Source organism: Vibrio sp. SCSIO 43097, assembly GCF_023650755.1.
Classification (GTDB): Bacteria; Pseudomonadota; Gammaproteobacteria; order Enterobacterales; family Vibrionaceae; genus Vibrio; species Vibrio alginolyticus.
On the sequence record NZ_CP071840.1, the window covers coordinates 2,304,734 to 2,319,420 of the forward strand.

The 14,687-nt window shown below is 45.3% G+C and carries 16 protein-coding genes; all 16 read right to left on the minus strand.

From position 1 onward, the window contains the following. Positions 1–128: 128 nt before the first annotated feature. Entirely contained in the window at positions 129–881 is a 753-nt protein-coding gene (gene ybgF, locus J4N40_RS11225; RefSeq protein ID WP_005378285.1) for a tol-pal system protein YbgF, read from the minus strand. A gap of 15 nt (positions 882–896) precedes the next feature. Next, complete coding sequence (gene pal, locus J4N40_RS11230; protein WP_005378293.1) at positions 897–1,421, minus strand: peptidoglycan-associated lipoprotein Pal; 525 nt, start codon at positions 1,419–1,421, stop codon at positions 897–899. A 30-nt stretch (positions 1,422–1,451) separates the two neighbouring features. Then, positions 1,452–2,804: a Tol-Pal system beta propeller repeat protein TolB gene (gene tolB, locus J4N40_RS11235; RefSeq protein ID WP_005387925.1), complete on the minus strand. Its 1,353-nt coding sequence runs from the start codon at positions 2,802–2,804 to the stop codon at positions 1,452–1,454. Positions 2,805–2,816: 12 nt separating this feature from the next. Next, the gene (gene tolA, locus J4N40_RS11240) at positions 2,817–3,884 is read right to left on the minus strand and encodes a cell envelope integrity protein TolA (RefSeq protein ID WP_042522108.1); all 1,068 of its coding nucleotides are present in this window, start codon (positions 3,882–3,884) and stop codon (positions 2,817–2,819) included. Positions 3,885–3,897: 13 nt separating this feature from the next. Beyond that, positions 3,898–4,341: an ExbD/TolR family protein gene (locus J4N40_RS11245; protein ID WP_005378298.1), complete on the minus strand. Its 444-nt coding sequence runs from the start codon at positions 4,339–4,341 to the stop codon at positions 3,898–3,900. Between the two features lie 3 nt (positions 4,342–4,344). After that, a complete protein-coding gene (gene tolQ / locus J4N40_RS11250; RefSeq protein ID WP_005378301.1) occupies positions 4,345–5,043 on the minus strand; it encodes a protein TolQ in 699 nt (232 codons plus the stop codon). Beyond that, a complete protein-coding gene (gene ybgC, locus J4N40_RS11255; protein ID WP_017820044.1) occupies positions 5,033–5,452 on the minus strand; it encodes a tol-pal system-associated acyl-CoA thioesterase in 420 nt (139 codons plus the stop codon). The genes tolQ and ybgC overlap by 11 nt, the downstream gene beginning before the upstream one ends. Positions 5,453–5,624: 172 nt before the next feature. Further along, on the minus strand, positions 5,625–5,927 hold the full coding sequence (gene ybgE, locus J4N40_RS11260; RefSeq protein WP_005378304.1) for a cyd operon protein YbgE: 303 nt from the start codon (positions 5,925–5,927) through the stop codon (positions 5,625–5,627). Continuing rightward, positions 5,920–6,027 carry a cytochrome bd-I oxidase subunit CydX gene (cydX, locus tag J4N40_RS11265; RefSeq protein ID WP_000270284.1) on the minus strand — a complete coding sequence of 36 codons (108 nt, stop codon included), beginning with the start codon at positions 6,025–6,027 and terminating at the stop codon, positions 5,920–5,922. The genes ybgE and cydX overlap by 8 nt, the downstream gene beginning before the upstream one ends. 12 nt (positions 6,028–6,039) lie before the next feature. Further along, complete coding sequence (cydB, locus tag J4N40_RS11270; protein ID WP_158173765.1) at positions 6,040–7,176, minus strand: cytochrome d ubiquinol oxidase subunit II; 1,137 nt, start codon at positions 7,174–7,176, stop codon at positions 6,040–6,042. Positions 7,177–7,193: 17 nt separating this feature from the next. Then, positions 7,194–8,780: a cytochrome ubiquinol oxidase subunit I gene (cydA, locus tag J4N40_RS11275; protein ID WP_005378311.1), complete on the minus strand. Its 1,587-nt coding sequence runs from the start codon at positions 8,778–8,780 to the stop codon at positions 7,194–7,196. A gap of 461 nt (positions 8,781–9,241) precedes the next feature. Continuing rightward, positions 9,242–10,246 (minus strand): Holliday junction branch migration DNA helicase RuvB, encoded by a 1,005-nt coding sequence (ruvB, locus tag J4N40_RS11280; RefSeq protein WP_005378312.1) that lies wholly within the window; start codon positions 10,244–10,246, stop codon positions 9,242–9,244. A 287-nt stretch (positions 10,247–10,533) separates the two neighbouring features. Next, positions 10,534–11,145 carry a Holliday junction branch migration protein RuvA gene (gene ruvA, locus J4N40_RS11285; protein WP_017820041.1) on the minus strand — a complete coding sequence of 204 codons (612 nt, stop codon included), beginning with the start codon at positions 11,143–11,145 and terminating at the stop codon, positions 10,534–10,536. Positions 11,146–11,212: 67 nt separating this feature from the next. Next, a complete protein-coding gene (gene ruvC, locus J4N40_RS11290; protein ID WP_005387909.1) occupies positions 11,213–11,734 on the minus strand; it encodes a crossover junction endodeoxyribonuclease RuvC in 522 nt (173 codons plus the stop codon). A 92-nt stretch (positions 11,735–11,826) separates the two neighbouring features. Beyond that, a complete protein-coding gene (locus J4N40_RS11295; protein ID WP_005378402.1) occupies positions 11,827–12,573 on the minus strand; it encodes a YebC/PmpR family DNA-binding transcriptional regulator in 747 nt (248 codons plus the stop codon). A gap of 144 nt (positions 12,574–12,717) precedes the next feature. Then, a complete protein-coding gene (gene aspS, locus J4N40_RS11300; protein ID WP_005378401.1) occupies positions 12,718–14,496 on the minus strand; it encodes an aspartate--tRNA ligase in 1,779 nt (592 codons plus the stop codon). Positions 14,497–14,687: the final 191 nt, after the last annotated feature.

The window sequence follows — 14,687 nt, forward strand, 5'->3', positions numbered from 1 at the left end:
GAGTAGCGAAATTCGGTGCAACATAAGGTCAGAGGCTCTGCATCATTGCTATCGACTTAGCCGTTCTGCACCAACAGAAAATGGAAAAGAAAAAGGAAGCCGAAGCTTCCTTTTTAAAACATAACGTCTTACAGCTTAGAGCTGGCAAGTTTTGCAGATGCACTACCTGGGTATTCATCAACCACTTGTTGGTAGTACTTTTTCGCTTGAGCTGCATTGTTATTACGCTCAGCGATTTCGCCTAACTTAAGCAACGCATCGGCTCGCTTATTGGAGTCCTTATAAGACACCACAGCGGCAAAACTTTTCACTGCATCCTCATCCTGCTTTTTAGCGAAGTACAACTGACCTAACCAGTAGTGAGAATTCGCTGAATATGTAGAATCAGGATAATCTTTCTGGAACTGCTGGAACGCTGCAATTGCACCAGTGTAATCACGCTTTTTGAGAATGAGGTCAACTGCATTCTGATATGCCGTTTGCTCATCAACATTTGGAGTGTACTGGCCACCTGTTTTCACAGGTTGTGCTTCTTGTGCAGGTGTGGATTTTATCTCTCCACGAACACGATCCAGCTCGACAAACAACTCACGTTGACGTTGCAACATTTGTTTCATTTCGTAGCTATTTCGCTCTAATTGACCACGCAATTCACTGATCTCTTGTGACATTTGGTCAATTTGCTGTTGCATTTGGAGCTGAACGCGATTGCGATTTTGTAGCAAACGTTCTAGACGTTCTACTTCCGTTTCAGATGAACGGCTCTTAGAGACGGATGATGTGCTGTTGAGATCGGATACTGGAGCTGGTGCAGCGAACGCAAAGTTCGCTGCACTTGCCAGTAACGTAAGCGCAACAGCGCGCTTAGTGTTACTGAACATGAGGATTACCTCGAATTAGTATACTAGAACCGCGCGACGGTTCTTAGCGTAAACTTCATCTGATTGACCTAGAAGAAGTGGCTTCTCTTCACCGTAGCTAACGATTGAGATTTGGTCAGCTTGAACACCTAGTGCTTGTAGGTAGTTCGCTACTGCTTGTGCACGACGCTCACCTAGAGCAATGTTGTACTCAGGTGTACCGCGCTCATCAGCGTGACCTTCGATAGTTACGTTAAGTGCTGGGTTCTTGCTTAGGTAAGAAGCGTGAGCCGCTAGCATCTCTTCGTAATCTGCTGCAATTGTTGAGTTGTCAAAAGCAAAGTAGATTGTTTGAGTTTCACGTAGCGCTTGCTCTTTTAGCTCTTGCTCTGTCAACTGACCGCTTTGATCAATTGGCGTAGCTACTGTTGTTTCCACTGCGCCATTGTTGTTTGTTGCTGCACCAGTGTTAGAAGCAGCGTCGTCGCTTGAACTACACGCTGTAACAGCCATTACAGGAAGCGCGATTAGTAGCCCTTTTAGAACCTTGTTCAGTTGCATCTTATTTTCCTTTATTAATCAAACTTATTACTACAAAAACGGTGACCATGCAGGCGCTCGAACACGCCCATTTGTTGCCGGTAATCTAGCCTTGAATCGACCATCAATTGACACCATCGATAGTACGTTTTTCTTGTTGTAAATCGAGCTATACACAACCATGCCACCGTTTGGGGCAATACTAGGAGACTCATCAAGCAAGGTCTTAGTTAAGACTTGAAGAGCACCAGTTTCCAAATCTTGTTTCGCCAAATTAAATCCTGCGTTGCTGCGGTTCACCATAACTAGGAATCGCCCATCAGGAGTAATCTGACCACCCAAATTTTGGCTGCCTTGCCAAGTCAAACGGTCAATAGAACCGCTGCCCAAATTTACTTGATAAATCTGTGGTTTACCACCCCTATCCGATGTGAAAATCAACGATTTTCCATCCGGATGCCAGAACGGTTCCGTATTATTTGATCTGCCACGCGTAATTTGCGTCAGCTTACGAGTGTTAAGGTCAAACGTATAAACATGAAGCGAGCCTGTTTTAGAAAGAACAATCGCTAACTTATTGCCATCTGGCGAAAATCTTGGCGCACCATTGTGACGTGGGTATGAAGTAATTTTCTCACGTTCACCGGTGTAGATGTTCATGATGAAGATTTCTGCTTGGCCATTTTGGAAGCTAACATACGCAAGCTTTTTACCATCTGGTGACCACGCTGGTGACATTAATGGTTGCTTAGAACGTAAAACCAGACGCTCATTGTAGCCATCGTAATCAGCGACTCGAAGTTGGTAAGGGAAACGGTCTTTATCGTTCACTACCACATATGCGATACGAGTCATGAAAGCGCCACGGTCGCCAGTTAACTGTTCATACACCAAATCAGAGATACGGTGAGCGTACTCACGCATACGAGGCCCTTGAACAGTGGCTACTTTATTGAACAGCACATGATCTTTTGACAGAACCAATTCACCGTCACTACCAAGCGCCTTACTCTTCCCACCTGTTAACTGACCACGCACAATATCAACAAGTTGATAGTTGATAACGTAGTCACCTTGGTCGTTTTGCTTGATTGAACCAGTCAATAGCGCATCCACACCTAAATTGGTCCAAGCATCAAAATTAACTTCTGATTCACTGAACGGTGTTTGTGGCATTTTGCTCGTTGGAACTGGGCTGAATTTACCACTACGTTGTAAATCCGAGGCGATAACAGCAGAAACATCCGTTGGAAGCGCTTGTGTGCCCTCCCACTTAAACGGAACAACAGCAATTGGTCGTGCTGAATCAATACCATCGGTAATGACCAACTCTAATGCGGCATTCGCCACATTTGTCATACTGCTAAACAGTACAAACATTCCTAGTAAAAGGCGTCTAATCACGTCTTATTCCTTTTAGTCCAAAGCAACAGTTATGTTGATGTCTTTTAGTCTTTCATTGACCGCTGATTCTGAAGATTTAGGGAACGTCCCTACCTGAGCTATTGCTCGCTTCGCCGCAGCACATACTCGAGTATCGCCACTCAAAACGGTAACACCAGAGACCATCATATCAGTTCCTGTCGGAATCAATTTGATGTTTACCCTACACTCCTTTCCCAGCAAGTAGTCATCCTTAATCAGCTTTTGCTGAATATTTTGAGTATAGATGGATGACATACGAGAAAGTTCGTCGTCAATAAATTGATTGCGCGCAGCACTGTTTTTACTGACCTCATCCTCGAGACCCGCAAAAATATCATCTAACGCGGCTTCTTGAGCTTTACGCTCACGCTCGGCACGCTCAGCTGCTTCTCTCGCTTTACGCTCTCGCTCCGCTGCCTCTTTTGCCGCTTTCTCTTTTGCAATGCGCTCTTGTTCAGCTTTTTCAGCAGCTTCACGCTCACGACGTGCTTTTTCTTCCGCTTCTTTTGCTGCTTTTTCACGAGCCAAACGTTCTTGCTCAGCTTTTGCTATAGCCGCTTCTTTTGCTAAACGCTCCTGCTCAGCTTTACGCACGGCTTCTTCTTTTTCCTTGCGCTCTTTTTCTAGCTTAGCAGCTCGCTCTTTTTCTTTGCGAACACGTTCTTCTTCCTGCTTGCGCTCTTGCTCTTTTTTCTTACGTGCAGCTTCTGCTTCTCGCGCCGCTTGAGCATCTTTCGCTTGCTGCTCTTTCAACTTGCGAATTTGCTCTTCTTCAGCTTTGCGGTTTTTTTCTAGCTGCTCTGCTTCGCGTCTCAGTTTATCAAGACGCTCTTGTTCTTTTTTCGCTGCCTTTTCGCGTTGCTGGCGAATTTCTTTCGCTTGTTGCTGCACAAGTTTTGGATCGATGACAACAGCTTGAACCATTTGCCCTGTAGGCTCTGGTTTAGACATGTTGAAGTCCGTCCCCCAAAGCAGGGCTGCAACTAGAATTGCATGCAAACCAACCGATATTGCTATCGGTTTGGCGTATTGGTTGGGTTTCTTCTTGTGATCTTTCATAGATAATTGATGTCTATTCCCTGATATCGGTCATTAGACCTACCTTAGGGATACCAGCTCGACTTAGTTCATCAAGCAATAGAACAACATCGGCATATGGTGTTGCCGCGTCGCCACCTACCGCAACTGGTGAGTCCGGCTTAACCTCTCGCTCCGCTTTCACTCGCACAATAACATCTTGCAACGACAAACCTCGCTGAACTTCTTCATCATTTACGCTTAGGCCTAAATTACCCTCGCTATCAATTTCGATGATAATAAAGCTACTGTCAGTCTCGCCAGCAAGGTCTTGCATAGATTCTGCGGTCGATGTTTTCGGAAGATCAACGTCGACGCCTTGAGTCACAAATGGAGCGGTCGCCATAAAAATGATCAACAGTACGAGCATTACGTCGATATACGGAACAACGTTGATCTCCGCTGTCATTTTTCGCTTTTTAGGTTGATAACCCGCCATGCTTTATTCCTTATCCGCGCTGTCTCGGCCAGCCATCGCTTGACGATGAAGGATGCTGTGGAATTCTTCAGAAAATGTTGCGTAAGTGTGCTCTAGTTTACTCACTTTATTGCTTAGGCGGTTGTACGCCATTACTGCCGGAATAGCCGCAAATAGACCCATCGCTGTCGCGATAAGTGCTTCGGCGATACCCGGTGCAACCATAGACAGCGTAGCTTGCTTTACTTCACCCAGCGCAATAAAGGCGTGCATGATGCCCCAAACGGTACCAAATAGGCCGATATAAGGGCTTATAGAGCCGACTGTTGCCAAAAACGGTAAGCTTGTTTCTAGCTCATCTACTTCACGAGAAACAGCAACGCGCATTGCGCGGCCAGTGCCTTCCATGATGTAAGCTGGTGAATTTGCGTTGCTCTTACGTAGGCGAGCAAACTCTGTAAAACCTGCGTAGAAGATTTCTTCTGTGCCTTCAATTTCGTCTTTACGCGCTTTTACTTTTTGGTAAAGCTGAGAAAGATCAGTACCCGACCAAAATTTGTCTTCAAACTGCTCTGCATTTTTTGACGCTTGAGAAAGCACTTTGCTGCGCTTGATGATCATTGCCCATGACACAATTGACATGCCAAGCAACGTCAACATCACAAGCTTTACCAACAGACTGGCCTGAAGAAAGAGATCTAAAATGGAAATATCAGCAGTCACTATTTGTTAGCTCCGAATTTATAAAGGTTGGAATAGCTATTGGTTTCATTTTCTTATTATCGATACATGCTACCTTAACCGAGGCCTTGCACAATATCTTGCCTTGATCATTGACCAACTCTTGACAGAATTGCAGAGAAGCACGTTTTATTTCTGACACTCGGGTTACGACTGTCAGATGCTCGTCCAGCCTAGCCCCTTGGTTGAAATCGATATCCATGTGTCGGACAACAAAGCCGATATTTTGTTCCAGTAACACATGTTGAGAAATGCCTTTAGCACGTAACATCTCTGTCCGTGCGCGCTCAAAGAATTTTAGATAATTAGAATGATATACAACACCGCCCGCATCAGTGTCTTCATAGTACACGGTGATCGGCCAGTGAAAGAGATTTGATGTGCCTTGCAAGGGAGTACCAATATATTCAATTCTTTAAAGTAATTACTATAACTGAAGCGACAGCAATTGGTACCGAGCTAAGGAAATATTTTTGAAATTTGTAGAAAAAATAAAAGCTAGGCGAGATACCTAGCTTTTATTCGATGATTTAGTAACCGACTTTATTACAGCATATTTCAGCCTAAATGAAATAAAGTGCCGTTAGATAAATTAAGATAGCTAACGAGAAATAAGGACTAAACAAAACTTGCCAGTACCAGTTTCTTGGCTTGAAGCCCACCCCATACACCATGCTTGAACATACAGACCAAATCAGTGCTGGTGCGATGATTGAGTTAAAACCACCAATTGCTTGATGGTAAGCTTCAGGGTCCCACATCACCAATCCTACGTGCATAAAGCCAAGGATGAGAGATAAGACTCGTAGCAGAGTCTTATCCATTGGTGCGTGAAGTTTCGCTACCTTATCAGCGAGGTTACTCACTGTCTTTATCCATCATTTCTGAGTGCTCTAGCCAAAGAGCGTTGATGATACCGAATGCACAAGCAAGTAGTACACCTAGAATCCATGCGAAATACCACATAGTAAATGCTCCTTAGTAAAGTGAGTTTTTGTTGTCTTCAATGTACTGGTCATCAAGGCGACCAAACATCTTGTAGTAAGTCCAAGATGTGTAGCCAAGGATGATTGGCACCATAACAAACGCAACGCCTGTCATTAGGTTCAGAGTCAGCTCAGATGACGTTGCATCCCACATTGTTAAGCTGTGGCTTGGCATTAAGTCTGAAGGCATGATGAATGGGAACATCGCAAAACCTGCAGTAAAGATAACACCAGCAACACCCAAGCTTGAAGTAATGAACGAAATCGCACATTTTTCAAGACGAGATGCCAATACAGCGAGAAGCGGCATTGCAACACCTAGTACAGGAGCAGCCCATAGTAATGGGTAGTTTTCAAAATTCTTCATCCACGCACCAGCTTCACGGATAACCTCTTTGTTTAGAGGGTTAGAAGCTGCGTTAGTGTCGATACCGCCAACAATGACGTAGCCATCGATATTTTGGATCCAGAAACCAGCCGCTACAAACGTAGCAACCGTCAGTAAACCAGCCAACTGAGCAACGTTGCGCGCACGCACATGCACTTCGCCTGTTGTTTTCATTTGTAGCCAAGTAGAACCTTGCATCAAAATCATGAACAAGCTTACTAGACCACACAACAGTGCAAATGGGTTTAGTAGACCAAAGAATGAGCCATGGTATGTTGGCATCAAGAACTCACTCAACTGGAATGGTACACCTTGTAGAAGGTTGCCAAACGCTACACCAAAGATGATTGGCGGAACAAAACCACTGATTGAGATACAGATATCCCAGCTATTGCGCCATTTTGGATCTTCGATTTTAGAGCGGTAGTCTAGGCCCAGAGGACGAAGCCATAGCGCTGCTAGTGTCAAAATCATCGCTAAGTAGAAGCCTGAAAATGACGTTGCGTAAACCAAAGGCCAAGCTGCGAACAGTGCACCACCAGCAGTGATAAGCCAAACTTGGTTACCATCCCAGTGAGGAGCAATTGAGTTAATCATGACACGGCGTTGCGTGTCGTTTTTACCGATGATAGGTACAAGCGCGCCTACACCCATATCGAAGCCGTCTGTTACTGCAAAACCAACTAGTAGAACACCGATTAGTACCCACCAGATGAGTCGCAAGATTTCGTAATCAAACATCTTGTTATCTCCTTACCTTACGCTTCTACTTGGCGACTAACTTTGTCTTCAACAGAGTCAGCATTTTGCTCGAAGTGGTAGCGACCCGTTTTCAGGCTACTTGGGCCTTTACGAGCGAATTTCAACATTAGGTAAACTTCTGCAATCAGGAATACCGTGTATAGCGCCAGAATTGCGAAGAGTGAAGTCCAGATTTCACCTGCAGTTAGTGCAGAAGCTGCAACATGCACTGGTAAAATTTCACCTACAGCCCAAGGTTGACGGCCGTACTCAGCGACGAACCAACCCGCTTCAATTGCAATCCAAGGTAGTGGAATGCTAAATAGTGCAGCTTTTAGAATCCATTGTTTCTGCTCAATCTTCTGACGACACGTTTGGATAAACGCCGCACCAAAGACAAACAACATGATGAAGCCACAAGCAACCATGATACGGAATGACCAGAATAGCGGCCATACTGTTGGGATTGAGTCGTCCGCAGCAGCTTGGATTTGCTCTTCTGTTGCATCAACAACATTGTCTGTGTAGCGTTTTAGAAGTAGACCGTAACCTAGGTCACCTTTCACTTCATCAAACGCAGTCATGTTTTCTTCTGACTTATCGCCCGCACGAAGCTTCTCTAGAAGTTCATAAGCGTACATGCCGTCACGAATACGATCGACGTGTTCATCACGTAAATCACGAAGACCTGTTACTTGCTCATCAAAAGAACGTGTCGCGATAATACCCATTACGTAAGGGATCTTAATTGCGTAATCGGTATGCATCGTTTCCTGGTTAGGAACACCAAATAACGTAAATGCGGCAGGTGCAGGTTCAGTGTGCCACTCTGCTTCAATTGCAGCGAGTTTCACTTTTTGAACTTCACCAAGCTCGTAGCCAGATTCGTCACCAAGAACGATGGTAGATAAGATAGCTGCAATACCGAAAGAAGCAGCAATAGCAAACGAACGACGAGCAAACGCAATGTCACGACCTTTTAATAGGTAGTATGAACTGATGCCTAGAATAAACATTGCGCCACAAGTGTAACCAGAAGCAACCGTATGCACGAACTTAACCTGAGCAACTGGGTTTAGTACAACCTCAGAGAAGCTCACCATTTCCATTCGCATGGTTTCGAAGTTGAAATCTGCGCCTACTGGGTTTTGCATCCAGCCGTTTGCGATAAGAATCCAAAGAGCAGAGAAGTTAGAGCCTAGTGCCACAAGCCAGGTAACCGCTAAGTGTTGGCGTTTAGATAGACGATCCCACCCGAAGAAGAATAGACCAACAAAAGTTGACTCCAGGAAGAATGCGACAAGTGCTTCGATCGCTAGCGGTGCACCGAAGATATCACCTACATAGTGGGAGTAGTAAGACCAGTTCGTACCAAACTGGAACTCCATGGTAAGGCCTGTCGCCACACCAAGTGCAAAGTTAATACCGAATAGCTTACCCCAGAACTTGGTCATGTCCTTATAGATTTGCTTGTTCGTCATTACGTACATCGATTCCATAATGGCCAGAAGGAAGGCCATACCAAGGGTCAATGGTACGAATAGGAAGTGATACATCGCTGTCAGTGCAAACTGCAACCGCGATAGATCAACTACGTCAATCATGGTAACTCCTATGTGTCGGCTGAATGACACTCTCTACATATTGCAATCCATATTCAGGTGTTATTTACACTTGAAAAATGTTGAATTATCACAACTCATTGTTGCAAAAATGTGCTTCATTGGTTAGTTAATTGTTAAGCATCAGCTAATATAGCTGGGGCTAATATTACTTGTAAAAACAGATTGTTTCAAAAGGTTTATAGCCGTAACGCGCTTTGATATACATCAATGTTTATGCGCGGAATTTGCACAAAAATCCATCACATTGATCTAGATCAACCAGTATTGGATACGGATGTTAAGAGAGAGTAATCAGGAGAGAAATTAACCAGTTGCAAGCAAACATCGAGTTAACAATCAATGCTTTTTACTTACTAAACCAGTATGAGAAAAAATTCAAAAAATGTGAGTTTGGTCAACTTTAATGAAGCGCTGGGCAACAAAGGCCCAGCGAGGGAATCTTATTTTTCAATTCCGAAATGCAAATACGCACGATCTGTCGCGATTCTTCCACGCGGAGTGCGTTGTAAATAACCTTGCTGAATAAGATAAGGCTCAAGAACGTCTTCAATAGTGTCCTTTTCTTCACCTATTGCCGCTGCCATGTTGTCGAGCCCGACCGGACCACCACCAAATTTTTCCATAATCGCGAGTAGTAGCTTACGGTCCATGTAATCGAAGCCTTCGGCGTCCACATCAAGCATATTCAACGCCTTATCGGCAACATCGGCGCAAATGTGACCATTGCCTTTTACTTCCGCATAATCACGAACACGGCGTAGCAAACGGTTAGCAATACGTGGTGTGCCACGCGCACGTCTTGCCACTTCCAATGCACCTTCAGGTTCCATTGATAAACCTAAACAATCCGCGCTTCGCTGCACGATATCTTGGAGGTCTTTTATCTTATAAAACTCAAGGCGCTGAGTAATACCAAAGCGGTCGCGCAATGGTGACGTCAAAGAGCCCGCTCGGGTCGTCGCACCAATTAACGTAAACGGTGGTAAATCGATCTTAATAGAACGAGCGGCCGGACCTTCACCGATCATAATATCCAGTTGATAATCTTCCATCGCCGGATATAGCACCTCTTCAACCATCGGACTCAAGCGGTGAATCTCATCGATGAACAACACATCGTTTTCTTCAAGGTTGGTTAACAGCGCGGCCAAATCGCCTGCTTTCTCAAGTACAGGGCCTGAAGTAGTGCGAATGTTCACTTCCATTTCATTGGCAACGATATTCGCAAGTGTGGTTTTACCCAAACCTGGGGGACCAAAAATCAAAAGGTGATCAAGTGCTTCGCTACGTAACTGAGCAGCTTTAATGAAGATCTCCATTTGGTCACGGACATGGTCCTGACCTTGGTAATCCGCTAATTTTTTTGGCCGAATAGCACGATCAATGACATCTTCATCACGAAAGGCAGGGTTTTCTGGCGCGATTAAACGATCGGCTTCAATCATCTTTTTACCTTGAAAAATGGTTACCTGAGAGAATAATGCCGCTCGTTTAACAGCAAGTGGCATATTTCTATATCTCGTCATCCTGTACAGCGACGAAGGAGCGTGATACAGGATCTTCTATCCGAGCGATTTATGGTCAAATTGTTTCATTAACCGCTCAGCGTGCTGCTATTAGATTCCCAGTCTCGCCAGGCTCGCTGAAATGACACAAAAAAACATCGTTAAGCGATTGGCGTTAACCTTAGAGAATGAGTTATCTTGAACAAATGTTCACTGTGCAACCAGCGTTACACCATTGATTTTAGAGCTTCACGGATCATTTGCTCACTGCTCATGTCCGGTTTAGCGATCTGAGATACCACTTTCGACGCTTGAGTCGGCTTGTAACCTAGAGCTAGAAGCGCACTGATTGCCTCTTCTTCCGCGTTGTTGGATGTCGCACTAGAATCCGCAGGAGCAGCATCCGTAAATGGTGTAAATAGATCGCCTGCGCCCCACCCTTTCAAGCGGTCTTTCATTTCAACAACCAATCGCTCTGCGGTTTTCTTGCCAACGCCTGGAAGCTTAACCAGCGTAGAAACGTCTTCATGTTCCACACAAGTAACAAATTGCGTTGCTGTCATACCAGAGAGAATACCAAGACCGAGTTTAGGACCAACGCCATTGGCTTTGATCACTTCACGGAAAAGTGCTCGTTCTTTTACCGTGTTGAAACCATATAGCAATTGCGCATCTTCACGGACAACAAAGTGAGTATAAATAATGGCTTCTTCGCCAACATTTGGCAGTTCGTAAAAACAGCTCATTGGCATCTGGACTTCATAGCCAATGCCATTAACTTCAATTAATACTTCAGGTGGTTGCTTTTCAATCAGTATGCCACGAAGACGTCCAATCACTATAAATACTCTTTGGAAATGAATTTGCGACAGGATAATAAAGAACTGGATAGACATCCAGTTAATTTTATCGATAGCGCCCTTTTCTGGCACTGGTTGCTTTGCCCGCTAAGGCAACGAGAGTCTTGTTAGTATTGGCATGACAAATCGCCACACCTAAAGCATCGGCCGCATCCGCTTGAGGCTTGGCGGGCAATTTAAGCATCTGCTGAACCATATGCTGAACTTGCGCTTTGTCCGCGCCACCAGTGCCTACGACAGCTTGCTTAATAAGACGAGCCGCGTATTCAAATACCGGCAACTCCGCATTCACCGCAGCAACAATTGCACTGCCACGAGCTTGGCCAAGTTTTAGCGCTGAATCCGCGTTTTTGGCCATAAACACTTGCTCGATCGCGAAAACGTCCGGTTGAAACTGGGTAATGATTTCCGTGACGCCTGCATAAATCTGTTTAAGCCGACCCGGAAGTTCTTTTTCTGAAGTACGAATGCAGCCACTACCAAGGTATTGCAAGTGGCGTCCATTTTGACGAATGACCCCATAGCCGGTAATGCGCGAACCTGGGTCAATGCCCAAAATAATTGACATGAATGTTCCTAAAAATGAGGCCTAATTCGGCCTCAGTCTTTTTATTATTACTTGCTAACTTCGGAGCAAATACCGCTCCCGACACCTTGAGTTTAATCTAGCGTAGCCGCAACGTCGTCAGAGATATCACCATTGTGATAAACCTCTTGAACGTCGTCCAGATCTTCCAAAGCGTCAATCAAACGAAGTAGTTTTGGCGCAGTATCCGCGTCCAAATCTGCTTTCGTAGATGGGATCAGCGACACCTCCGCGTTCTCTGCCTCAAACCCTGCGGCATCAAGAGCATCTTTTACGAGTCCAAAATCGCCTGGGGCCGTGTAGACATCAATCGAGCCATCTTCTGCCGTTTCAATGTCATCAGCACCACTTTCTAATGCTACTTCCATTACCGCATCCTCATCTAAACCTGGGCCATATGAAATCACGCCTTTCTTGTCGAAAAGATAGTTGACGCTACCATCCGTCCCCAGATTACCGCCTGACTTTGAGAATGCATGGCGCACGCCAGATACCGTACGATTTCGGTTATCCGTCATACATTCGACCATGACCGCCGTACCACCTGGACCATAACCTTCATAGATCACGGTTTCCATGTTGTCGTCGCCTTCACCACCAGCACCTCGGCTGACAGCGCGGTTGACAGTGTCACGTGTCATGTTGTTAGACAGTGCTTTATCAATTGCTGCTCGCAAACGTGGGTTATTTTCTGGCTCACCGCCCCCCTCTTTTGCCGCAACAACGATTTCACGAATTAATTTAGTAAAGATTTTGCCGCGCTTCGCATCTTGCGCTGCTTTACGGTGACGAATATTCGCCCATTTACTATGACCAGCCATAATTCACCTTTTAATGTATTTTGACGCTTAATAACAAAAACATGTTCTAAAAAGCGTTGCTTGGGAAATTGCTTTGGAAGTTTCTTGGGTTTATTTAAACAAAAACTCCCGCAGTTGCGGGAGTTTTCTTCAAATGTTGTGCGCTTATTCTGCGTCTTTTTCTTTCGCTGCAGTTACTGCGATTGCTAGCTCTTCTAGCGCTGCTGGGTTCGCAATACTTGGTGCGTCTGTTAGTAGACACGCCGCTGCTGTTGTTTTAGGGAACGCGATAACATCACGGATGTTCTCTGTGCCACATAGCAGCATTACTAGACGGTCTAGACCAAATGCAAGACCAGCATGTGGAGGCGTACCGAATTTCAGCGCATCAAGCAGGAAGCCGAACTTAAGCTGTTGCTCTTCAGGTGTGATACCTAGAATATCAAATACGGCTTCTTGCATATCTGCGTTGTGGATACGAACAGAGCCGCCGCCCACTTCGTAGCCATTTAGAACCATATCGTAAGCGTTAGAATTTGCCGCAGCAGGGTTTGCTTTTAGCTCTTCTGCAGTCACACCTAGAGGCGATGTGAATGGGTGGTGCATCGCGTGTAGGTTGCCTTCGTCATCTTCTTCGAACATTGGGAAGTCAACAACCCATAGTGGAGCCCATGCAGACTCATCCGTTAGCTCTAGGTCTTTACCTAGTTTCAAACGTAGCGCACCCATTGCTTCTGCAACGATACCCGCTTTATCAGCGCCAAATAGGATAATGTCACCAGATTCCGCTTGAGTACGATCTAGAATGCCGTTGATCACGTCTTCATTTAGGAACTTAGCGACTGGAGATTGGATACCTTCCATGCCCGCTGCACGGTCATTAACCTTCATCCAAGCTAGACCTTTCGCACCGTAGATGCCAACGAATTCACCGTAGCCATCAATTTGCTTACGAGTCAGAGAAGCGCCACCTGGAACGCGAATAACGGCAACGCGGCCTTTTTCATCGTTTGCTGGACCTGAGAATACTTTGAACTCAACGTCTTTCACTAGGTCAGCAACGTCTACTAGTTCCAGTGGGTTACGTAGGTCTGGCTTGTCAGAACCGAAACGACGAATCGCTTCGCTGAACGGCATTACTGGGAATTCACCTAGGTCAACGTTTAGTAGCTCTTGCCACATTTCACGAACCATTTTCTCAGTCGTTGCACGAACTTGGTCAGCCGTCATGAATGACGTTTCGATATCGATCTGAGTGAATTCTGGTTGACGGTCAGCACGCAAGTCTTCATCACGGAAACACTTAACGATTTGGTAGTAACGGTCAAAACCAGACATCATTAGAAGTTGTTTGAATAGCTGTGGAGACTGAGGAAGCGCGTAGAAGCTGCCTTTGTGAACACGGCTAGGTACTAGGTAGTCACGAGCGCCTTCTGGAGTCGCTTTTGTTAGGACTGGTGTTTCGATGTCTAGGAAACCGTTGTCATCTAGGAAACGACGAACAAAGCTAGACGCTTTAGCTCGTAGCTTGATGCGGTCGCTCATTTCTGGACGACGTAGATCTAGGTAACGGTACTTCAGGCGCTGCTCTTCAGAGTTCTTTTGGTTGAAGTCTAGAGGCAGAACATCAGAACGGTTGATGATTTCAAGACCTTTCGCAAGGATCTCAACTTCACCTGTTGCCATGTCTTTGTTTGCTTGGCTCTCTGGGCGAACGCGCACTTCACCCGTTAGTTTGATACAGAATTCATTACGAAGTGTGTTCGCCACTTCATACGCATCCGCCATATCTGGATCAACAACTACCTGAACGATACCTTCGCGATCTCGCATATCAATAAAAATAAGACCGCCTAAATCACGACGACGGTTAACCCAGCCGCAAAGTTCTACAGTTTGTCCTGCAAGGGACTTGTTCAGGTGACCACAGTAATGGGTACGCATAATGAAATTCCCAATCTCTCAAATGTTGTTAACTACGCTCTGTCAGCCTCATTGCTAAGCAGAGTAAAGATTCAGTTATACGCTGAATGTCCACGAAAATCGACTACTCAACATACAATTACGTGTGTTTTATCATTCACTGGTGCTTTTTAGTACAACAAATGTTCAAAAGCGCACCAAAGCGAAAAAAT

Bases quoted from the DNA above. Each gene is read 5' to 3' on its own strand.
- cydX (WP_000270284.1), bottom strand. From the start codon at position 6,027: ATGTGGTATTTCGCATGGATTCTAGGTGTACTACTTGCTTGTGCATTC.
- pal (WP_005378293.1), bottom strand. From the start codon at position 1,421: ATGCAACTGAACAAGGTTCTAAAAGGGCTACTAATCGCGCTTCCTGTA.
- cydB (WP_158173765.1), bottom strand. From the start codon at position 7,176: ATGTTTGATTACGAAATCTTGCGACTCATCTGGTGGGTACTAATCGGT.
- J4N40_RS11245 (WP_005378298.1), bottom strand. From the start codon at position 4,341: ATGGCGGGTTATCAACCTAAAAAGCGAAAAATGACAGCGGAGATCAAC.
- ruvB (WP_005378312.1), bottom strand. From the start codon at position 10,246: ATGATTGAAGCCGATCGTTTAATCGCGCCAGAAAACCCTGCCTTTCGT.
- cydA (WP_005378311.1), bottom strand. From the start codon at position 8,780: ATGATTGACGTAGTTGATCTATCGCGGTTGCAGTTTGCACTGACAGCG.
- aspS (WP_005378401.1), bottom strand. From the start codon at position 14,496: ATGCGTACCCATTACTGTGGTCACCTGAACAAGTCCCTTGCAGGACAA.
- ybgF (WP_005378285.1), bottom strand. From the start codon at position 881: ATGTTCAGTAACACTAAGCGCGCTGTTGCGCTTACGTTACTGGCAAGT.
- ruvC (WP_005387909.1), bottom strand. From the start codon at position 11,734: ATGTCAATTATTTTGGGCATTGACCCAGGTTCGCGCATTACCGGCTAT.
- tolA (WP_042522108.1), bottom strand. From the start codon at position 3,884: ATGAAAGATCACAAGAAGAAACCCAACCAATACGCCAAACCGATAGCA.
- J4N40_RS11295 (WP_005378402.1), bottom strand. From the start codon at position 12,573: ATGGCTGGTCATAGTAAATGGGCGAATATTCGTCACCGTAAAGCAGCG.